Origin of the sequence: Altererythrobacter sp. B11 (assembly GCF_003569745.1) — a bacterium.
In the GTDB taxonomy this organism is placed as follows: domain Bacteria; phylum Pseudomonadota; class Alphaproteobacteria; order Sphingomonadales; family Sphingomonadaceae; genus Croceibacterium_C.
Genome location: NZ_AP018498.1, coordinates 2,459,744 through 2,480,291, shown reverse-complemented (window position 1 = coordinate 2,480,291; position 20,548 = coordinate 2,459,744). Strand labels below are relative to the sequence as shown.

16 protein-coding genes are annotated in these 20,548 nt (G+C 59.2%); 9 read left to right on the top strand and 7 right to left on the bottom strand.

Going from position 1 to position 20,548, the window contains the following annotated elements:
* Positions 1-149: 149 nt before the first annotated feature.
* Positions 150-353, bottom strand: coding sequence for a hypothetical protein (locus tag AEB_RS18075; protein WP_145985298.1), 204 nt, complete (start codon positions 351-353; stop codon positions 150-152).
* A gap of 321 nt (positions 354-674) precedes the next feature.
* On the opposite strand from AEB_RS18075, the gene AEB_RS11860 reads away from it, so the two are divergent.
* The 5 genes from AEB_RS11860 (at position 675) to AEB_RS11840 (ending at position 4,539) form a co-directional block, all read left to right on the top strand.
* Positions 675-1,094, top strand: coding sequence for a helix-turn-helix domain-containing protein (locus tag AEB_RS11860; protein ID WP_231958693.1), 420 nt, complete (start codon positions 675-677; stop codon positions 1,092-1,094).
* 8 nt (positions 1,095-1,102) lie between these two features.
* Complete coding sequence (locus AEB_RS11855; protein ID WP_231958692.1) at positions 1,103-1,723, top strand: GntR family transcriptional regulator; 621 nt, start codon at positions 1,103-1,105, stop codon at positions 1,721-1,723.
* Positions 1,724-1,904: 181 nt separating this feature from the next.
* Complete coding sequence (locus tag AEB_RS11850) at positions 1,905-2,045, top strand: benenodin family lasso peptide (protein ID WP_119083349.1); 141 nt, start codon at positions 1,905-1,907, stop codon at positions 2,043-2,045.
* A 56-nt stretch (positions 2,046-2,101) separates the two neighbouring features.
* Positions 2,102-2,776, top strand: coding sequence for a lasso peptide biosynthesis B2 protein (locus tag AEB_RS11845; protein ID WP_172593073.1), 675 nt, complete (start codon positions 2,102-2,104; stop codon positions 2,774-2,776).
* Positions 2,773-4,539, top strand: a complete 1,767-nt coding sequence (locus AEB_RS11840; RefSeq protein WP_145985297.1) for an asparagine synthase-related protein — start codon at positions 2,773-2,775, stop codon at positions 4,537-4,539. The genes AEB_RS11845 and AEB_RS11840 overlap by 4 nt, the downstream gene beginning before the upstream one ends.
* A gap of 43 nt (positions 4,540-4,582) precedes the next feature.
* On the opposite strand, the gene AEB_RS11835 is transcribed toward AEB_RS11840, so the two are convergent.
* The 6 genes from AEB_RS11835 to AEB_RS18605 all read right to left on the bottom strand — a co-directional run bounded on the left by AEB_RS11835 (position 4,583) and on the right by AEB_RS18605 (position 12,138).
* Entirely contained in the window at positions 4,583-6,598 is a 2,016-nt protein-coding gene (locus AEB_RS11835) for an Atxe2 family lasso peptide isopeptidase (protein ID WP_231958691.1), read from the bottom strand.
* Between the two features lie 26 nt (positions 6,599-6,624).
* Entirely contained in the window at positions 6,625-9,228 is a 2,604-nt protein-coding gene (locus AEB_RS11830) for a TonB-dependent receptor (protein ID WP_119083345.1), read from the bottom strand.
* A gap of 98 nt (positions 9,229-9,326) precedes the next feature.
* Positions 9,327-10,394, bottom strand: coding sequence for a FecR family protein (locus AEB_RS11825; protein ID WP_119083344.1), 1,068 nt, complete (start codon positions 10,392-10,394; stop codon positions 9,327-9,329).
* A complete protein-coding gene (locus AEB_RS11820) occupies positions 10,387-11,043 on the bottom strand; it encodes an RNA polymerase sigma factor (RefSeq protein WP_231958690.1) in 657 nt (218 codons plus the stop codon). The genes AEB_RS11825 and AEB_RS11820 overlap by 8 nt, the downstream gene beginning before the upstream one ends.
* Before the next feature lie 169 nt (positions 11,044-11,212).
* Complete coding sequence (locus tag AEB_RS11815) at positions 11,213-11,608, bottom strand: hypothetical protein (RefSeq protein ID WP_082734439.1); 396 nt, start codon at positions 11,606-11,608, stop codon at positions 11,213-11,215.
* Positions 11,609-11,964: 356 nt separating this feature from the next.
* Positions 11,965-12,138, bottom strand: a complete 174-nt coding sequence (locus AEB_RS18605) for a LytTR family transcriptional regulator DNA-binding domain-containing protein (protein ID WP_082734426.1) — start codon at positions 12,136-12,138, stop codon at positions 11,965-11,967.
* Positions 12,139-12,650: 512 nt separating this feature from the next.
* Here AEB_RS18605 and AEB_RS11800 point away from each other — a divergent pair.
* The 4 genes from AEB_RS11800 (at position 12,651) to AEB_RS11785 (ending at position 20,520) form a co-directional block, all read left to right on the top strand.
* A complete protein-coding gene (locus AEB_RS11800) occupies positions 12,651-13,589 on the top strand; it encodes a DUF7146 domain-containing protein (RefSeq protein ID WP_119083342.1) in 939 nt (312 codons plus the stop codon).
* Between the two features lie 33 nt (positions 13,590-13,622).
* Complete coding sequence (locus AEB_RS11795; protein ID WP_119083341.1) at positions 13,623-15,614, top strand: ParB/RepB/Spo0J family partition protein; 1,992 nt, start codon at positions 13,623-13,625, stop codon at positions 15,612-15,614.
* A 92-nt stretch (positions 15,615-15,706) separates the two neighbouring features.
* Positions 15,707-16,075: a hypothetical protein gene (locus tag AEB_RS11790; RefSeq protein ID WP_066044544.1), complete on the top strand. Its 369-nt coding sequence runs from the start codon at positions 15,707-15,709 to the stop codon at positions 16,073-16,075.
* A gap of 152 nt (positions 16,076-16,227) precedes the next feature.
* Complete coding sequence (locus AEB_RS11785; RefSeq protein WP_172593071.1) at positions 16,228-20,520, top strand: strawberry notch-like NTP hydrolase domain-containing protein; 4,293 nt, start codon at positions 16,228-16,230, stop codon at positions 20,518-20,520.
* Positions 20,521-20,548 lie beyond the last annotated feature (28 nt).

The following is a 20,548-nucleotide window of genomic DNA, read 5'->3' as shown; positions in this document are numbered from 1 at the left end:
TTTAGGCAAAAGCGGCATTATAGTGCCGCTTTTGCCTCCATTCGTCGTGAAAATGTACCCGCTCGGGCGTACCGGCGGGTGGCCAAAACGTAGTTCAGGCAGGAGAAGGAGTGATGGCTAGAGCTAGACGCAGCTTCAAGCTCCGGCTTTCACCAGCCGGCCTCGACGTACTGATTGATTCCCATTGCCATCTGATTCGCATTACGCGCGCGCTGATAGCGTGGGGTACGACGCTGCATGTCGCGGTAGAACATCTTGATACCTTGTCCACCGCTGAAATCATCGACGAGTTGAAGGCTCTGGAGCTTGGCTGCCTCGGCGGTGGGGAGGAGCACCATGTCGGGGCGTCGCATCGTCTCTGGGACGTCGCCACGAGAATAACTACGCGTGTCCAGGAAAGTTCGCCTGCGGGACGGCAGCCCAACCTTGGGACCATTTACATCTTGGCGCTTATGCAGATTCCCAAAGCGGACCAAATGGACCTCATGAGCGCCTTCGATCGCGCGTTGCAGTCAGGAGCACGAACGCCAGCTTCCCGCGATGCCAATGATCTTGTTGAGTAAATCCCGACAGTTTGGCCGAGGTTGTATATTGACGTTGGTGGTAAGTACACCATAGGATTCGACTTACGGAATTGCCTTGGCGGGCGGTATCTCCCGTAAGGAGACGCGGACATGTCGCACTATTTAGCGACTTCCGTTGCTGAAAGTCCAATCCTGTACGTCAAAGTGCAGTCCGGGCGACAAATTGAAGAGGCACGGAAGAAGAGGCGCCTGACGCAACGCGATTTGGCGCGAGAGCTTGGTATGGGTGTACGCTGGCTTCGCGAGATCGAAGGCGGCAATCCCCGGTCGCGGCTCGACGATCATCTCGTCTGTGCCTATCGGCTCGGCTTGTCGACGGGGCATATCCTGATACCACTGCTGTTCGCTGGCCAAAAGATGTGCTTTCCGCGCCAGTTGGCGACAGGAGACCTAAGCGACCTTGAGCGGATGTGCATCGAGCTGATCGCTCAGCGCAATCTCGACCATCTGACTCAGGCCTTGACGCCAGCCTGGTCAGCAGTCGCTGTCCCAGCGGTTACCGGCCTATGATGTCGGCGATGGATCCTCCGCTCCACGAGCGCGTGTACGAAGGACTGAAGGAGGACTACCTCGCGGGTCATTTCGTGCCGGGCAAGAAGATCGATATCCAGGATCTCGCCACCCGTCATAGATCGAGCAAGACGCCGGTCCGGGAAGCGGCGTTCATACTGGTGGGGGAGGGGCTTCTCGCGCATCATGCGGACGGCGGATTCCTGGTGCCGGTCAGGGAACCGGCCGAACTGATCGAACTTCTCGCCTTCCACATGCAGATGATGGCAGCAACGCTATCGAACCTAAGGGAAAGCGCAATTCGTGGTGTGCTACTGCAGCCTTGGACTCTCGGACAACGGCCTTCGCCCGCCAATGTCGCGAACCTAGCCACAGGAATATTCGCTTCACTGGCGCAGGCTACCGGAAATCACCAAGCCTCGCTGTTGATCCGATGCGTCAACGAGAGGCTTCACTACGCCAGAATCGCCGAGGCCGAAAATCCCACGATCGCGGAGAAGGAACTTGCTACCATCATAGATATCAACGTCGCGAACTTATCAAAGGCAACCCGACGACGAATTGAAGCGTACCACGTGCGGAAAATTGCCCACCAACAGAAAATTATCGAAATACATTCGGTGATATAAATATCCTATATTTTCAGACATTTATGAATGGCAATAAGACCTTATACTATAAACTCGCTTCTGGGGAAGCGAGCTTGAAGGATATCGCGCCAAAGTGTCGCGATATATCTGAGCCAGTCGATCTTCAACTGCATTACCTTTGGATGGCCGCTTTTTTGCGGCTCTCGATGAGGAGTGTGTCATGGAACGCAATAACGATCACGGCATGGACCATCTGATCGACCTCGGTTCGGTCGTCGATGAAACGAAGGGCGCGGCCCAGGGTGATGGCGACACCTTCAATTCCCTTCGCCAGGGCGGCCTCGGTCTGGAAGACGATTGATGCCGGTGGCGCGCATTCATCCTGAATGCGCGCCATTTCCCTCGGGGAGCACACGGATGTATTTTCGCGTCAAGAGCGAGTTTGGCTATTGCACCACGGCAGCGGGCGATGTCGTACTTCTCGACCTTATCCGGGCCCGCTATTTCTCCCTTGCGAAGAATCAACGGCACGCATTTCTGCGGCTAGCAGAGAATGGCTGGTGGCTCGATGAAGCGGCGCCGGAGTTTCCCGTCTTACTCGGTTTAGAGTTTCTCGAGACGGTCGTTTCCTCGGACCGTCATAACTTCGATATCGAGATAGAATCAGCGGAAGCAGATATTTCGCGGACGATCTGGTCAGTCGGTGTTCTGCCGGATCTCGTTCAAGCCCTCTTTGGGCAATTTCTGATGAGCGCGAAACTCAGGGTCTGGACGTTAAAGATTGTGCTGAGGCAAATCAGCAATCACAAAAGCAACCGCAAATTAGATGAGCGGACTGCCGATACGAAGATCCAGAGAATTCGTGCTGGCTACGACGCCAGCGAGATCTTTATCGGACGAACCGATAGGTGTCTTGTCCGCTCACTCGCAATGTTCGCGACCCTAAATCGTCGGGGCATAAATTCTAAGCTGGTAATCGGGGTGCGCACGAATCCGTTTGCCGCACATTGTTGGATACAACGAGGCTCCGTGGTCCTTAACGATGTCGTTGAACACGTTAGGAACTTCACACCGATTATGGTGCTAGGGTGACCCGCTTTGTCGCCATAGTCGGCCACCAAGACCCAAGAACGTCCGCAAAGACTGCCTCGCTGACGATGGCCGGATTGGACTCACAATACAACGAAGACGGCTTTTTCGTCGCCACTGACCAAGATTGCGATCTGCACATGCTCGGCGAGGGAGCGGGGTGTGTGATCGGAACCCTATTCCATCGCTTCGGAGCGCCTACCAGAGTTGAACGACTAGAAGCGTCCGAGAGCGCGCTGATCGCCACTACAAATGCGAAGCACCTAATAGAGCGATTTTGGGGACGATACATCGCCATCTTGCGCCTTGATCACGGGAAAATGGCCCTTCGTGATCCCTCTGGCATGCTGTCATGTGTATATGTGATTCGCGAGGGCCTTCTTGCACTTGCGTCCGAACCCTCCCTCCTCGTCGATGCGGGATTGTTAGAACCCATCATCGATAACTGCGGTCTTGCCCGAGGGCTTCTGCTAGCCGGGTTTCCTGATGAACAAACGTCACTGCAAGGCTTGAAATACTTGCGTCCGGGCACAGCGATTCTCCAAAGCGAATATGACACGATCACGCAGGTCGAGTGGAATCCTTCGAGCTACATAGTATCGCAGTTTCCAGATGATCCGGATCGCGAAGCTGAATTGCTGCAGCGCGCCACACAGCAAAGCATCAGTGCTTGGAGTGGGCGCTACAAGCGCGGTTTGGCGTGCGTATCGGGTGGTTTGGATTCGTCCGCTGTAGCCTCGGGTTTAGCACGGGCAGGCAATGAATTGTCGTGTCTCACATTGGCTACAGACGACCCAATCGGCGACGAACGGGAATATAGCCGCATCCTCGCCCGCCACCTCGGCGTGCATTTGGTTGAGGCACACTATGATCTCAGAGACGTCAATTTGGATGTATCGTCGGTCAAGAATCAGGCCAGACCGTTTGGGAGGCTGGACTCCCTATCTTACGACGCGGCTCTAGTCCGCGCAGCACGAAGCGTAGGCGCAACAGCGGCGTTCTCGGGGTTGGGTGGCGATAACGTATTCTTCATGAGCCACTCCGCTCGACCGTTGGTCGATCGCTACTTGGCGCAAGGCATAAGCCTAGGACTTTGGGAAACCGCCACGGATTTGTGTAGGCTAACGGGCGAAAGTATCTTCAAAGTCACCAGAGAGGCAGTCAGGAATTGGAATGCCCGGAGACGCGGCTACAACTGGCGGCTCACCGCAAGCCACCTGTCAGTTGACGCAATTCAGAGCCAATTAGAGCGACCCGTCGACCACCCTTGGTTACCCGCAGAGGGCACTCACGTGCCGCCTGGAAAGGCCGCTCAAATTGCAATGCTGCTGAGGCTTCACCACTCGCTCGACGCATACAGCGAACGGGGAGGCGTGCCTGTCATACACCCTCTTGCCTCACAGCCCGTGCTCGAATCATGTCTTCGAATTCCATCTTGGCACCAATGCCGTGGAGGAGTGGACCGAGCTATCGCGCGCCTAGCATTTCAAAGCCACCTTCCTGCCGAAATCGTAAATCGTCGGCTTAAAGGTAGCCCACAAGGCTTCGTACATACGATCTATCGGCAGCTCTCTGGCGAGATCAAAGAACGACTGTTGGATGGCTATCTTGTATCATCCGGCATCGTTGATGCTTCGAGTCTCGAAAAAGCGATGGCGATGGGCCCCAATCTGAGGGGAGTCGACATCCTCCGCTTACTTCTCTTCGTCGACACTGAGGCTTGGATCACACATTGGAGGACAATGCGGGCCAGTCTCACAAACTGATGGACCGCCTAGACCAGAAAGCGCCTGAAGATACTCGATACCATCAGTTGTCTGAAGAATCCGATACCGGATTTCCTATATTGCGTAGCCAGTAATCAAACCATGTCAGATTTCTTACATAGACGGCCAGACGATGTGCGGGCTGCCATTTTATATGATACTCGCCTGGATAGACATATAGTTCGGGAGACTTGCCAGCTTGGCGTAACGCGGTATAGCTCGCGACCGCACCGCGGAATTCGGCGTCCGCTTGCTGCATCAGGATCGGAAATTTGACGCGATGCGCATTGCCAATCAGTGAGATTCGCCTCCAGAATGCCGAACGATAATCTACCAGAGCAGGCCAACCGATCTGATGGTACGTGTCGGATATTGAAGGCCCAAAAAAGGCGTCCTGAAAAGGATCCCAGCAGCACCCACTAACAGAGCCAGCTTTGAAATAGTTGCTGTTAAGCGCTGCGAATTGCACAGTCGAGGAGCCGTCGCTAAGTCCGGTTATTCCCACCTGCTGACGTGACACTATTCCACGGTTTACGAGCATGCGAACTGCCACCTCGATCGCCGACAGCACGCTCCGACGATCCCTAAAGCCTCGCAGCCGCCAGCGTTCTCTTGTGATACGGGTCTTCGCGGCGTCGTCAGGAATACGAAAATCTGGACGCTGAATGCTCAATACGGCAAAGCCCCGGTTGGCGAAAACTTGGATGGGTACCTCATCTCCGACACCGCCCCTCAGGAAGCCCCGCGAGACATACTGAACCACGACAAGCGGGTAGCGCCTTCCACGCTGATACCCAACTGGGTAGACCAGATCGCCAAATACTTCGAGGCCGAAGCTATTGCGCCAACGTAGGCGTTCAACCTGCCCTAGAGCGAATTGCTGGAAGCTCGGGTTGGGGTCGAACACTGTAGAAGGGGTATCATGTTCGAGATCTAAGTAGACAATATGGCGAGGGTGGATTGATTGCTCCCGCGCGCAGAGGACGCCGCTGCCAGATGGCTGGCAATCAAGAAGCAAGTCATTGGTAGAATATATTCTATTCGGGGATTGCCTACCAGGCGACCATTCATAAATCGCGGTTGCACTATTGGCCCAGCCTTCACGCGTTACATATCGGACCCTCTTCCCGTCGGCAGTCCACCAAAGTGCCTCGATCCCGGTACACGTCGGATGAGTGCACCGACGAATTTGTCCGCGCTCGTCGACCGCGGAGAGCGTGTTGCTCCCGCCGACCCTTCCGTCGGAAGCGGTCGCCCATGCCTTCCAACCGCTCCGAGTAGTCGCCAACAGCGCGCTTTTTGTCCGAGCCTCAAAGAGTTCACTAGTCGAACTATCTAACGGAACAGAATTACCGGACTTTAAGCTCAGGGCATAGAAACGTCTTTTTGATGGAGCGAACGACTCAGGGACGTTGCTGTACAGCGGAACAAATCGGGCATCGTAACGATAGCCAATCTTGGCCTCACCAGCGAGCTGCTGTGTGTGAGCCAGATCTTGATGGACCGACGTATAAATAAGGGTCTGCCGATCGTCTGTTAACAGAAAGTCATCGACATCGTCAGGTAAACTTGTAATCTGTTCGCTTTCCCTCCGGTTTGAAGACGCTCGCCAAATCTGTGACCGACCGTTCGATCGTTTCAAGAAATATATGCTGGAGCCACTCGAATCCCACTGCGGTGAGATCGTGGCCGGAACTCCAGTGTTGCTTGCAGTGCCGTTGAGGCCCCCGGTCTTGAGAAGAATGATCTCTCCTCCCTCGTCAACAATGAGAGGCTTCTGGGTTGAGGTAAGGTCGACGACAACCATCTGCAAATTATAAGAATTCGACTCCGGATCACCTTGCCGTATTTGGAACGCAATTTTCTTACCGTCAGGGGACGCAGTAAACATTGGAACCCCAGCCGTTGGGCTGATTGGGCCGATGTCGATCAGGCGGCTGAGCGCGGCAGCGGTTAACGCTACGCGACCGTCCGCCGGTCCAATCCCCGAATGAGAGAGGAGCAAGTCCGCACTCTCGGCAGTAGCGGTCTGCGCGAAAAACACGAGCAAAACCGCCATCGCAGGCTTCGAGATGATAGACATGACTAGAAAGTCTTGGTTACAGTAAGGCTTAAAAATCGACCAACACTTGGGAAGTTGTTTGAATCGTAGTGGTATCCCGTCACTCCGGTTGACCGGATAAACGGCGGCTTTTCATTGAAGATATTCAGAGCGGATAGCGAGAAGGAGATGCCAGCGAAGGGGCCTCGCGTATCGGTTGTGTCAAGTCGCGCGGTGATGTCAAAAGAATTATAGGAGCCCACCTTGACGCTTGGCGCCAAACGATTGTCCAGAGAACCTCCAATATAGGTATAAACACCTGTGACCGCTAAGCTGCCTCGCTGCCAGTCTAAGGACGTTGAGGCTCGCCAATGGGGTTGCTGAAAAATTGTGCCTGCTAAGTCGATTGTTGGTTGGCCGGCCGATAGCTGCTGGTTGCTTTGTAGGTAGCTCGCCGCTGCATGCGCGGTCACCTTGTCCCTTGAAGTCTGGGCAAGGGGGTAGTCTGCCGCGATGTCTACGCCTCTTATAGTCTGCTTTGCCGCATTCTGTAGATAGTTGGATACAATGGCTACTACATTGGTGGTCGCAAGATTGCCGCCACCCCGATCGAGAATACGAGAAGCGCCGGCGATTGCAGTCTGGAGTTGCAGAGCCGTCGGATCCAGCGTTACGTAGTTTTTGTAAATGTCGACGAAGGCGAGAGAGTTGTTTGGTATTGGAGCAACGGCTCGATCGCGATAGTTGATCCGAAAGTAGCTTGCCTCGATTGTGAGTCCCTCGATTAAAGAGGGCGTTATGGTCGCAGTGGCAGTCCAACTGGTCGCTCGTTCAGGCTTGAGATCAGGGTTGCCACCAACAAGGTAGAGAACTGTCCCTGGTCTGGGGCTGGGGGGCGTGTAAAACGTGGCACCAACTTGGGAGTATCCGGTCCGCGGTTGCCCGGTCTGATAGAGGGTCGGTGCCTTGAAGGATTTGCCCCAGCTGAACTTAAACGCAATGCTCCGTGATGGAGCATAGATGAGGCCAAGCTTGGGCGTTGCTACATCTCCGACGTGGCTTACGTCCTCGTAGCGGACCGCACCTGTCAGCGTGAGGCGCTCTATTAGCGGAACCTGGTTCGCGGGTCCAACAAGAGGAAACGAGAGCTCCCCATACGCATAGTAGGTGTCTCGTTTAACAGAAAATTCCGATCGAGGAGTCGTTACCCCACCAGCCAATGATGCTACATCAATGAAGAAGCGAGTGCTTCTCAGTCCAGCCCCTACCGCGAGACGCGCCGTTCCCCCGGGGAGGGAGAAAAGCTTGCCTTCTCCACTGGCTTCAACGGACCGCACGCGATTCGTGTATTGGCCGCTCTGATGCTCGACTAGAACGCTCCCAAATGTCGTATCGACTCCCTGATCTACTTTGCTCTCTCCGATAACCGTTCCGAGATGGAGCTCCCAGGAATTCTCGACAGAGAATGTCAAAGAAGGCGCAAGGGTCCAGCTTTGGGTTTTTACATCTATGCTGCTGCCAGAAGTAAGGCAGCCATCGGTCGCCGTGAAATTGACACAGATCGAGTTTGTGCGATGAGTGTACTGACCGTCGACATCGAATTTTGCGCTGTCTGAAAGATTCTGATGGCCTGCCATAACGACGCTATATTGAGTTTGGCCGTTAAGCAGCGTTTCCGTCGGATCGTTCGTTTGCGTGTAGGTTCGCTGGCGAGCGGTGATGGGTGTTGAGTGTCGGAAATCGAATGCGGTCATTAATCCGCCCGATGCCCACCGCGAACCTGTCACGAAATTATATTGTTGCTCGACATCGCCTCCGTCTGTGGCGGCACCAAATCGTGCGGAAGCTTCAGCGCCACTATAATCCCGACGTAGGATCACATTCGCGACACCCGCTACCGCGTCAGATCCGTATAGCGCTGACGACCCGTCAGCCACAACCTCGACGCGATCAACAGCCGCGAGCGGTACAGCTGAAATATCAACACCTTGGCCTATTGCGTCATAGGCTACTCGGTGCCCGTTGAAGAGGGTCAGGGTTGCATCGGGTCCAAGCCCCCTAAGATTGAGTGCAGACGAGGAGGTGACGTTTTCGGAGCCACCCTGACCACCTGCAGCGATTCCTGGATTCTGTCCGCCCGAAAAATTTTGGACAAGGCTTCGGGCGTAAGTGCCGAGGTCACTGATGCCCTGGCGCCTAATATCATCTCGAGTGGCAACTATGACAGGCGACACTGGCTCACTTCCACGGATTCTGGAGCCCGTGACTGTAATTTCGTTGGCATCCGCCGAGCGGTCAGTCAGTCCGCCCGACGGCTCCGATCGCCCCCGGATGATGATGACATCCTTCCGGAACTGCGCAACGAGGTCGGAAGCGTCCAGCAGCGCGCGAACGGCTTCGTCCGCGCTGTAGGTCCCGTGCAGCGCCGGGGCACTCCGTCCCAGTACCGCCTCGGAGGTGAAGATGATCTCCTTGCCCGATCTGCGGCTGACTGCCTTGAGGGCCTCCCCAAGGTCACCGGCCTCGATCTTGTACTCGACGCGGCGTTGCTCCTGGGCGAGCGCAGAGGCGCCCGGAGCAAGCGTACCAATCGCTACCGCAGCAAGGAGTGCACAACGAAACCGTGACCGAGACCGCATCTGAACCATTCTTGCCCCCTATGAAATTCCCGACAATCTGGCGGGAGTTTCAGGGAGCATCGCAACAAAACTGCAATCTACGGGGTAGGGGGTTTAAAAATCTCGGACTATCTTTTGCGAAGCGTGATTTCGTCCGATTTGGTTCGTTCGACGTCGAGATCGAACAATATCGCGAGGCGGTCCGCAACCTGATCGGCATTGTCCACGCGGAAGCGCCCGCTGACCCTGAGAGCCCCGATGCCGGGGTCTGCCAATCTGATCGAGGTCGCCGAGTCCCTGTTCGCCTCGGCAACGACGGCGGACAACGGCGTGCGCTCATATTCCCGGATCAGCGGCTCATCCGGTTTAAGCATGACGGGCTCGATCGCGGCCTTGTCCGAGACGCTCGCGAGCGCCACCGGTGTTATCGCTGCGAAACTCAACACCTCGCCGGCCTCCAGTCTCGCCACCGCGGGGGCGGCACCCCGACCGCCTTTCGCGCCCTGCGGGCGCTCGACGTCAACCGCGCCTCGCAACAAACGTACCGTGACGCGCTTGTCCCTGCCAAGAATGACATCGAACACCGTGCCACGGGCCGTCACGCTGCCGCCGCCGACCAATACAACGAATGGACGGCCTTCATGTGCAACCTCGAAACGCGCGCGGCCGCGCTTAAGCCTCAGCTCGCGCCTAACCTCGCTGAACTCCGTCGACAATTCGCTGCCCTCGTCGAGCTCGACGAGAGATCCATCAGCGAGGCGAATGTTCCGTCGTCCACCAACCACCGTATCGTAGACACCCCGTTCGATTCCGGTGTGGGCATCCAACTGTGCCAGCTGGGGAGTCCCACCTGCCGAGCCGCGCAACTCGCTGTTCGCAAACCAACCGCCGGCGCCGAGCGCAAGTAGAAGGCTGGCTGCGATGGCCGCCCATTTCCAATTATGGCCCACCGGCCCATTGTCGTTGGCTTCGGCTTCGATTTCTTCCCTCTGGCTGGCGAGGAACCGCCCCAATGCGAAGATTTCGCCCGCGCGGTCATAGGCATCGCGGTGCGATGCACCCAATGAGAGCCAGTGTTCAAACTGGGGGCGATAGCTCTGGGCATCGGGGCCACGCATGCGCGCAAACCATAGCGATCCTTCGCGCGTCAACTGATCCATACGAGGCAGACCCTCCGGCTGTTCGTTCTCAGCCATTGGAATTGCCAATGCTCTTGCCGATGCGCGCAATGGCCTCCGCCACATGCCACTCCACAGTTCGGATACTGATGCTCAGCTGCTCCGCAATCTGCCTGTATCCGAGTTCTTCAACACGATGTAACAAATATACCTCTTTCGTCCTGGGCGGAAGGCCGTCGACAGCCAGACGATAACGCTCCCGCATTTGGTTCAACTCCGCCGTTGCATCTGGCCCGGCCGCTTCCTGGTCGGCTGCGCAGACAACGGGATCCAAGGACCGGCTTCTGGCCCAGGCCCGCACGCGATCAGCGAGGAGATGCCGCACGATCCCGTGCAGATAGGCACCGGGATTGCTCCAGGCGTTGGCCGATCGTGATGCTGCCAGCCTGGTGAAAGCCTCCTGCACCATGTCGTCGCGGTCGTCCTCGAGCCATATCCGTCGCCGAAGAAAGGAACGCAGCTTCGGTGCTTCCTCCCGATATACGGCCACGAACTGGCGTTCCTCGTATACGGCGGCCGCAGGCGCGCACGCGCCTTCGCTTTCTTGTACGCCGTACATAAGCTCAGGCGCACCGGACGAGATCGAAGGGCACCGACGTGCGGCCGCCTCTTTGAACGGAAGACAGCATGACAAAACCACCCAAAGGTGGCGGGCAACATTGTCCAACAATTGCGCTCAACCGCCTTGGATGAGCCCATCATCATGCCTGGAAGGATTATCCTGCAGCCGGGTCCCAGCCATTTCCCGCACCGCACCAGAACTGTGCATTGGATTTTCACATCTGGCAAGGCGCGAAAATCAGTTGCCGCCATGCTGCAATGCAGCAGGCCAATCTTCATTTCTGATGGCCGCGATGCATGGGCATGTCGGCGGCCATCTCGACCAGTCGATCGAAGAAGCGATCGAGCATCTCGCTCGTTTCCTCTCTCAGTTCGACGATGATCCTGCGCCCGTCGCACGGATCGCGATGAAGGTCCACAAAACCGCGTTCTGCCAGGCGGTGGACGATCCGTTGGGAGTTTCGCTCCGACGCGCTTGATGCGCCTGTGAGCGATGTCAGCGATCGCGGCTGGACGCTCCTGCGGGTGTAGAGATCGAGTAACATCTCGAATGCAGGGATCGTGAAAAGCTCCTTGCCGAACTCGTCGGCGCGCAGTCGTTGTACCTGTTCGGCCAATCCAATCATGCTGCATCGGCTGACCGTCGTCGTTATCCGTCGCCCCTCGATCATTGTGCGCTCTCCAGTCCCGAGAGCCACGCGGACCGCAGCCGATAGATCTTCAATCTGATGCGAGTGGGCATGGGAAGCTCCTTTCTCATGCGAGAAGGAAACTCATGTCGCGCCGCTCATATTGTAAATTTTTGCGTGTAAATGCTGCACAATGACCTTTGCTCCATTTTGGATGGTAATATGGTCATCAATAATACCTGAGAACGGGAGCAATCACATCGCCAAGCCGATCGCATCATTTCGAGTATCCTCGATGATATCACTGAGCAGCACGCACTGAAGAAAGGGCTCACTCCCCAAACGCCGCCGACAATGATCTATCGCCATACGCCTGATGACTTGTCCTCCCGAGTTTCCTACGGGCTCACGTCAGGTCCACCTTTCAGGATTGCGAGAACAGCCGGGTAACATCGCGAGAGCGGCACGATGATGTTCTCGCCCAGGTCAAGGCGGAAGTCTCCCGAACCGGCCGACGTGATGCTGCGAACGCGGCGTGTGTTCACCAACCCGGAACGATGCGTGCCCACCATGCTCGCCGAAGATATCGGAGGGCTGTAGCCCGCCGCTCATTGACAAAATGTTCTTAATTTGTTCCATTCAGAGGATGAGCCGACTCGACGAATCCACACTATCCCTCCATCTGGAAGTTGCCCTGGCGAGCGCCTCTCCAGGCTTGTTGGGCGAACTGGTGGGGACGGACCGCGTCCGTCGAATAGTCGCTATTGGCAACGTCGCCAGACATCTTACCGAGCGGCTGCGCTGTTTCGATATCACCTATCCCGAAACCGGCGAGAGACTGGAATCCCAGCCTGTGTTGTTTGCCGGAGATCTCGGCCCATTGGGGTAGGTGGCCGGGAGCATGGGCGCTCGCCATAAACTTAGACCAGTCGCACCATCCCGGCCAAGGCGATGGAGGGGAGTGGGCGGAAATTGGTTGGGCGATCTGCGGGTCGCCCGTCCAATGCTTGCCCGTCTCTTCCCATCTGCCGTTCTTCACGTCCGATGAGGCCACCGGCGGGCAGCCCATTTTCGGGACACGCCCATGGCTCGTACCATAAGCAAATATAATCCGGAACTCGAGGCTATCGGGTCCGATATCGTGAAGCGTCTGGGAGGCGTCTGGAAGCCGGGCGGTGCGATGTGCCGTTGTCCCGCCCATGCCGACCGCAGTCCCAGCCTCTCTGTCCGCGTGGGGGACCATGCACTGCTCTTCAAATGCTTCGCCGGCTGCGATTCACGCGACGTCATCAATGAGATCCTGCGCCTCGAAGAAAAGGCGCTGCACCATGTGGACAAGGCCTCTCAGGCCTCGGCGGGAATGCCAACGGACCTGTGGCGGCGTCAGCAGGCATTGCGGATATGGGATGAAGCCAGGCTATTGATCGGCACACCCGCCGAAATCTATCTCCGCCGCAGACGAATAGCGCTGCTGCCCCGTGCCTTGCGCTTCCATCCTCGGACACCTCTCGGACAGGGGGACGACGTCGAGTTCCGGCCCGCTATGATCGCGGCTCTTCACGACGGCGGCCTTCATGATGAGGGGCGCTTCATCGCCATCCAGCGCACCTTCTTCGATCGGGACGATGCGCGGCGCGCCCGCGATCTTGCCGATCCACGCATGACGCTTGGCCGCCCCGAGCGCGCGGCAGTCATGCTGAGCACTGCGACGTCGATCCTTGGACTCGCCGAAGGGGTCGAAACCGCAATCTCCGCAATGATCCTGTTCGGGATTCCGGTCTGGGCCACGCTCGGCAGCGAACGACTCCATCAGATTGCGATCCCCGACCGCGTCAGGCGCCTGATTCTCTTCCCCGACAATGACATCGCCGGCGAAATCGGCGTCGCCCACGCGTTCGAAAGTTACGCGATGCCGGGCCGCGATATCGACACCGAGTTCCCGCCGCCCGGCTTCAAGGACTGGAACGACGTGCTCCGGGTGGGAGGGGAGGGAGTGGGGGAGTGGTGGCGGAAAGTGGCCTGATGGTCAGGCTGTCCCCGCCAGGAGACTATCCACATGACCCAACTACCCATCCTCGTCGCCGCGGCGAACCTTGCCAAGTCGCCGAGCAACGTCCGAACTGTCGGCGATCCCGTCGCCGATGCCCAGCTCGAGGCGAATATTGCCGTCAAGGGCGTCCGCCAGAACCTGATCGGCGTGCCTGTGTCGCGCAAGAAGGGACATTACCGCATCATCGCGGGCGGACGACGGCTCGACGCGGTCCATCGCCTGATCGAGAAGGGCGTGTTCGCTGCCGACTATCAGCTGGCGGTCCTCGTTCTGGGCAATACCAAGGACGCGATCGAGACCAGCCTCGAAGAGAACTTCTTCAACCTCACGATGAACCCGGCCGATACCTGCCGGGCCTTCCAGGACATCATCGAGAGCGAGAAGAAGACCCCCGAAGACGTCGCCAAGCGCTTCGGCCTCACCGAGCGGTTCGTGCGCAGTCGGCTTCGCCTTGCCGATCTCGCCGATCCGATTTTCGAAGCTCTGCGCAACGGCGAGATCACGCTGAATGTAGCCGTTGCCTATGCCAGCAACAGCGATCGTACCAAGCAGGCTGAGGTTTTCGAACTCCTCAAGGACGGCTATTACCGGGCCAACGTCAACGAGATCAAACGTCAGCTCGTTGAGGACACTTATGTCGGCAGCGATCCCAAGGCGCTTTTGGTCGGGCGCGATGCCTATATCGAGGCAGGCGGCCGGGTCGATCTCGACCTGTTCACCGACTCGACGACCGAGCGCTGGATCGACGGCGATCTCCTTAACCGTCTCGTGGTGGACAAGCTCGCGGCCGCCGCGGAAGACCTGCGTACCCGTGAGGGGCTGGCAGAAGTCCGCATCATTCCCTCGACCCATGTCAGTTACAACGACACCTGGGACCTGCGCCCGCTCAAGGGCGACACGCCCGAACTCACGGCGGAGCAGCAGGCGCGTCTCGAGGAGATCGAGGCTGAAATCGAGGCCGCCAACGAAGCCTGGGAAGATGCTGATGAAGACGGCCAGGTCGAACAAGCCAACCGCGTCGAAATGCTCGAAGCGGAATATCGCGCGATCGAGAAGCCCGTACCGATCATCTCCGAGGAGCAGAAGGCGGGGGCGCTCGCCTATGTCGTCATCGGTCATGACGGCCAGCCGCGCCTTCACGAGCAACTCTATGTCGCTCCGGTGGACGAGCCTGACGATGAGGAGCAGGACGAGCAGGCTGAAGGCGAGGTCGACAACGACGATGTCGTCGCCGCCACGGGAAGGTCCGCGTACAGCCAGCGGCTCAGCCTGGAACTGGCCGAGATGAAGAGCGAATTGCTGCGCGTTCATATCGCCAGCGATCCGCGCTTCGCCCTCGATCTCGGAACGTTCTGGATGGTCGACAAGGCGACCCGCCATTCGAGCGGTTTCGATCTTGCGACCGAACTCAAGGCCGACAAGCCCTTCTCCGGGCTCACCGGCTACCAGAGCGGCACGCTTGCCGCCGAGGAATGGGGCAAGATCGACGAGGCGCTCGATCGCAGCTGGACCGAGGCTGGCGATGCCTGTCAGCGCTACGACGCCTTCTGCGCGCTTCCCGATGAGGCTCGTGCGGCCTGGCTTGCCTGGGCAATCGCCCGGACGCTCCACGCAGTCGTCGCGGGCAAGACTGGCGAGGCCATGATCGACCATCTCGGCACCAAGCTCGAAATCGATGTAGCGGCCTGGTGGCGTCCGACCGCGAACAACTATTTCGATCGCCTCAGCAGCAAGGCAGCGATCCTGACCCATCTCGAAGAGATTGGGGGCAAGGAATTGTCGAGCCGCTACGGGGCGTCGAAGAAGCATGATCTCGCGACCTCGGCCGAGAAGATCTTCGGCGGGTCCGTCCCCATCGAGGCTGAACTGCGCGAAGCGGCTCTCGCCTGGGTGCCTGACGTCATGCGTTTCAGCGTGCCCGCCATCGCGCCTGAGCCGGTGCCCGCAAATGACGAGAGCGTCACCGGTTCGGATGACGAACTCCAGCAGGCCGCCTGATCCAACGCCCATGGGACCGCAGCCTCGCGTTGCGGTCCCTTTTTTCGTCCACTTGCGCCTCAAGCGGCGAACCAGGTCCGAGGAACCCGACCATGGCCGATATCACTCAGCTCCCCATCATGACCGCGCGCGACGCCGAATCGATCGGTTTCGCCCGTTTCAACGATGTGCCGACCTTGCCGATCGATATCCCCGACGGGAACTTCACGATCAGCGCACGCACCAGCGATGGGCGCCGCATCACCTTCTTCTTCGGCGAATATAAGCTCGGCGCTGCGCCGAGCTTCATCGACATCCAGTATCACGACAATGGGACCACCATCCCCAATGCGAATGGTGGGACATCGCCCAGCTTCGACCTGTTCACCATCGGTCGCGGGGGCCGCAATGCTTATGACAGCCGGCACCATCCGTCTGAGGAGAAGCCGTCGATTGCCGTGATCCTCCTCGGATCATCATAGAGCGCCACTAAGTTCTCCATCTCACCTTCTGTCTCCAACTCAGGGCCTGGCCTCACGCCACGGCCCTGTTTTCATGCTGGCCGCACACCGGGAGGGAAGGGGGAGGAGGAGTGGTGGGCCGCGATGGTCCTGATCCAATCCGGAGTTCCGCCATGTCTGTTCCTTTGCTCGCGCTCGCACATCCCGACGAGCCTGAAACTTCCAAGACCACGCGTCTTTTCGACGTCGCTACCCGGTTGGCTAACCTGCTCCGACGCGGCCAGCCCATTCGCCGCCAGGACCTCAGGCGTCTGATGGAGGAAGCCTTCGCGGCCTCCGACGCGACGGGCAACTGGTCGATGCGCGACGCTTATGATGCGCTTGAGGCCGCACAGGTTATCCTCCTCAAATCACCTGGAGGCTGGACCGGCATCGTTCCGGACGGCGCTGATGCATTCGCCTCGCTTCGCCGCTTCGAACGGGCGCTCCCCACCCAGACCTATCGCAGCGAGCATCAGGTCGAGATGCAGCAGTTCAGTACGCCGATCTCGCTTGCCTGGCTCGCCGCGCAGGCCGCGCGTATCCGCAAGGACGACCAGGTGCTCGAACCCTCTGCCGGCACCGGCATGCTGGCCGCTCAAGCGGTTCGGCTCGGTGCCGCGATGACCCTGAACGAACGCGATCCCGGCCGCGCCGCGCTGCTTGGAAAGCTGCTCGGCGACCCTGTCACAACGCACGACGCCGAATTCATCAACGACCTGCTATCCCCCGGCGTTTCCCCGAGCCTCGTGCTGATGAACCCGCCCTTCAGCCGGAGCGACGGTCGGGGTAAGGACCGCTTCGCCGGCGCCCGCCATTTGCGTTCCGCGCTGCTCAGGTTGGCACCGGGCGGCCGCTGCGTCGCGATCATGCCACCCAGCTTCGCAGCGGACGGCACCGCCGCCACCGGCTATACGATGGTCTGCGAGACCGCGAACCCGCGTGTCGAAATCACGATCCTCGGCAACCCCTATGCCAAGCATGGCACCAGCATCGCGGTCCGCCTGATCATATTCGACAAAGGCTGGACAGGGCCAACGGAACGCTTGACCGCCCAAACGATCGAGGAAGCCGCGGCGCTGGTCCCAGGCGTCCCGCCGCGCCTTTCCGTGCCCGAGCCGGAGCCACCAGCGCCGGCCGTCATCCCCCTGCGACCGCGCGCCTCCGCCAAACCATCGCCGTCGACGATCTTCGGCGGCATCCAGAAGCGCGCGCTGGTTGTCCCCGACCGCATAGCGGCCGATGGAAGTGCCAGTCCGGTCAACTATACGATCCGCGCAACCCCGCTGCCAGCGGACGATCCGGTCGGACATTACGCGCCCTGGCGGCCTGCACGCATCGAAATTCACGGCGCAAGACCCCACCCGGAGCAATTGGTGGAGTCGGTTGCCATGGCATCCGTGCTGCCGCCCGCGCCCAGCTATCGTCCGATGTTCCAGCCGCAGGCTTTCGCTGCCCTGTCTGACGCCCAGCTCGAAACGATCATCCATGCCGGTGAAGCCTGTGAGCGCGATCTGAAAGGCACCTTCTCGCCCAACAAGGCGGGCGACCAGTTGCACGAGGATGCGGAAGGCGCCGTTTACCGGACGGGCTTCTTCATCGCTGACGGCACCGGTGTCGGCAAAGGCCGTGAAGGCGCGGGCATCATCCTCGACCAATGGAACCGTGGCCGCCGCCGGGCGATCTGGATTTCGCGCAGCTCGGCCTTGATCGAGGACGCAAGGCGGGACTGGAGCGCGCTCGGGGGCGTCCCAATCGATATCCAGCCGCTCGATGCGTTTCCCCTCGGTGAACCCGTCGCCATGGCTAGCGGGATCGTCTTCCTCACTTATGCCACGCTCCGCTCTCAGCGGCATGACCGCGCATCGCGTCTGCAACAATTGCTCGATTGGGCGGGGCCAGACTTCGACGGCGTCATCCTGCTCGACGAATCGCATGCACTCGGGAACGCGGCCGGCACCGAGACCGAGTTTGGCGCGGCCAAGGGGTCCGAACAGGGCCTTGCCGGCGTCCGGCTGCAGATCGCGTTGCCGCGCGCCCGGGTTATCTATGTCTCCGCGACCGGAGCGACCAAGCCGGAAAATCTGAGCTACACCGCGCGGCTCGGCCTGTGGGGGCCAGGCACCGCTTTCCGGGACAGAGACGCTTTCCTTGCGGCAATGGAGGAGGGCGGTATCGCGGCGATGGAGATCGTGGCGCGCGACACCAAGGCCATGGGCCTCTACACGGCCCGCGCACTTAGCTTCGCCGGGGTCGAATATGACCCGCTTGAGCATAAGCTTACACCCCCCCAGATCGAGATTTACGACGCCTATGCCGACGCGTGGGCCGTGATTCATCGCAATGTCGACGCCGCATTGAAAGCCGCCAATATCGTTGATCGCGCCTCGGGCCGAACCCTGAACGCGATGGCCAAGGGATCTGCGCTGAGCCGGTTCGAAAGCTCCAAGCAGCGCTTCTGGTCGGCATTGCTGATCTCGATGAAGATGCCGACGGTCTTTGAGGCGATCGAAACCGAACTCGCGGCCGGCAACGTCGCGGTTGTTCAACTTGTCAGCACCGCCGAGGCTATCCTCGACAGGCGGCTGGCCGAACTCTCTCCGCAAGAACGCGCTCATCTCGATCTGGAGCTCTCGCCCCGAGCGACCATGATCGACTACCTCAAGAACGCCTTCCCGACACAGCAGATGCGTGTCTTCGCCACCAGCGACAGTTCGCTCCGATCAGAGCCGATGCGTGATGAAGCGGGCAATATGGTCGAATGCGCCGAAGCCTTGGCCACGCGCGATGCGCTGATCGAGGAACTCTGCGCCATGCCGCCGGTTCCGGCTGCTCTCGACGCGCTGCTCGCGCATTTCGGTACGAGCCAGGTCGCCGAGGTGACCGGCCGATCGCGTCGCATCGTAATCGGCAGCGACGGTTCCCAGAAACTCGAACGGCGCGGCGCACGCGCCAACCTCTCCGAGACCCAGGCATTCATGGACGGGCTGAAACCCATCCTTGTCTTCTCCGACGCCGGTGGAACTGGTCGTTCCTATCATGCTGACCTGACCTGCAAAACGGCCGACAAGCGCCGCGTCCATTTCCTGCTGGAGCCGGGCTGGCGTGCGGATGTCGCGATCCAGGGTCTGGGGCGCACCCATCGCACCAATCAGAGCATGCCGCCTGTGTTCCGGCCGGTGACGACCGACTGCAAGGGCGAGCGACGCTTCATCTCGACCATCGCGCGCCGTCTCGACAGTCTGGGCGCGCTGACACGCGGGCAGCGCCAGACGGGTGGCCAGAACCTGTTCGATCCTGCGGATAATCTGGAAAGCGACTACGCGCGAGAAGCCCTCACTCAATGGTATCATCTTCTCCATGGCAACAAGCTTTCGAGCGTGAACATGGAGAGCTTCCAGGGCATGACCGGCCTCAAGCTCACCGACGAGGACGGCACACTTCTGGAGAAACTGCCGCCGATCCAGCGCTGGCTCAACCGCATCCTCGCGCTCAGGATCGCGACCCAGAACGCGATCTTCGATGAATATATGGGCCTGATCCAGGCGCGCATCGATGCGGCGCGCGAGGCCGGCACATTTGACGTCGGGGTCGAGACCATCCGCGCCGAACAGATCATCACCCGATCCGAGCAGACACTGCGCACCGATCCGGTGACCGGGGCCGAAACCAGGTTGCTGCGGCTCGAGCTTCATCTGCGCCCGCGCGTCATGCATTGGAAGCGGCTGATGCAGATCTGGGACGGCACGAGCGAAATCTCTTATCTCCGGAACAGCCGGTCCAAGCGCGTCGCTCTCAAAGTGCCGTCCTGGTCGATCACGGACGAGGAAGGGCGCATCGTGTCCATGTGCCAGCTTGTTCGTCCGACCGGTGGAACCCGCATGCAGGAAATCGCGATGTGGGCCAGCCTCTGGAAAGAGATCGACCGTGACAAATTTCAGCAACTCTGGGAAACCGAAGCGAACGAGGCGGAAGCCAAGGTCGATATCGAAACCGTCAACGTCGCGACCGGGCTTCTCCTGCCGGTGTGGCACCGACTTCCACAAGATGATGTCCGTGTCTGGCGGATCGACGATGGTCAGGGAACTTCGATCCTCGGCCGGCTCATCCCTCCGGCGGCGATGGCGGATCTGCAATCAGCGTTCGGTCTCGACGGCACGGTCGCGCTTACCGCTGCCGAACTTGGCGCCGCCGCCCAGAAAGGCACTGGTGTCGCAATTCCAGGCCTGGGTGGCGCGACGATGACGACCGCGCTCGTCAATGGGTCACGCCGCCTCGAAATCCGCAACTACCGGCCGGAGGACCGCGAGCGGTTGAAGGCACACGGCGTGTTCAGCGAGGTCATTCAGTACAAGACCCGACTGTTCATTCCGCTCGATCGGTCGAATGAGGTCATCGAGGCAATCCTGGCGATGACGCGGACCTGATTGCCTCTGCAGTCCGCGCGATCATGAG

Excerpts from the sequence above, each read along its gene's own strand:
- AEB_RS18075 (WP_145985298.1), bottom strand. The coding sequence starts at position 353 with ATGCGACGCCCCGACATGGTGCTCCTCCCCACCGCCGAGGCAGCCAAG.
- AEB_RS11860 (WP_231958693.1), top strand. The coding sequence starts at position 675 with ATGTCGCACTATTTAGCGACTTCCGTTGCTGAAAGTCCAATCCTGTAC.
- AEB_RS11855 (WP_231958692.1), top strand. The coding sequence starts at position 1,103 with ATGGATCCTCCGCTCCACGAGCGCGTGTACGAAGGACTGAAGGAGGAC.
- AEB_RS11850 (WP_119083349.1), top strand. The coding sequence starts at position 1,905 with ATGGAACGCAATAACGATCACGGCATGGACCATCTGATCGACCTCGGT.
- AEB_RS11845 (WP_172593073.1), top strand. The coding sequence starts at position 2,102 with ATGTATTTTCGCGTCAAGAGCGAGTTTGGCTATTGCACCACGGCAGCG.
- AEB_RS11835 (WP_231958691.1), bottom strand. The coding sequence starts at position 6,598 with ATGGCGGTTTTGCTCGTGTTTTTCGCGCAGACCGCTACTGCCGAGAGT.
- AEB_RS11830 (WP_119083345.1), bottom strand. The coding sequence starts at position 9,228 with ATGGTTCAGATGCGGTCTCGGTCACGGTTTCGTTGTGCACTCCTTGCT.
- AEB_RS11825 (WP_119083344.1), bottom strand. The coding sequence starts at position 10,394 with ATGGCTGAGAACGAACAGCCGGAGGGTCTGCCTCGTATGGATCAGTTG.
- AEB_RS11815 (WP_082734439.1), bottom strand. The coding sequence starts at position 11,608 with ATGATCGAGGGGCGACGGATAACGACGACGGTCAGCCGATGCAGCATG.
- AEB_RS18605 (WP_082734426.1), bottom strand. The coding sequence starts at position 12,138 with ATGGTGGGCACGCATCGTTCCGGGTTGGTGAACACACGCCGCGTTCGC.
- AEB_RS11800 (WP_119083342.1), top strand. The coding sequence starts at position 12,651 with ATGGCTCGTACCATAAGCAAATATAATCCGGAACTCGAGGCTATCGGG.
- AEB_RS11795 (WP_119083341.1), top strand. The coding sequence starts at position 13,623 with ATGACCCAACTACCCATCCTCGTCGCCGCGGCGAACCTTGCCAAGTCG.
- AEB_RS11790 (WP_066044544.1), top strand. The coding sequence starts at position 15,707 with ATGGCCGATATCACTCAGCTCCCCATCATGACCGCGCGCGACGCCGAA.
- AEB_RS11785 (WP_172593071.1), top strand. The coding sequence starts at position 16,228 with ATGTCTGTTCCTTTGCTCGCGCTCGCACATCCCGACGAGCCTGAAACT.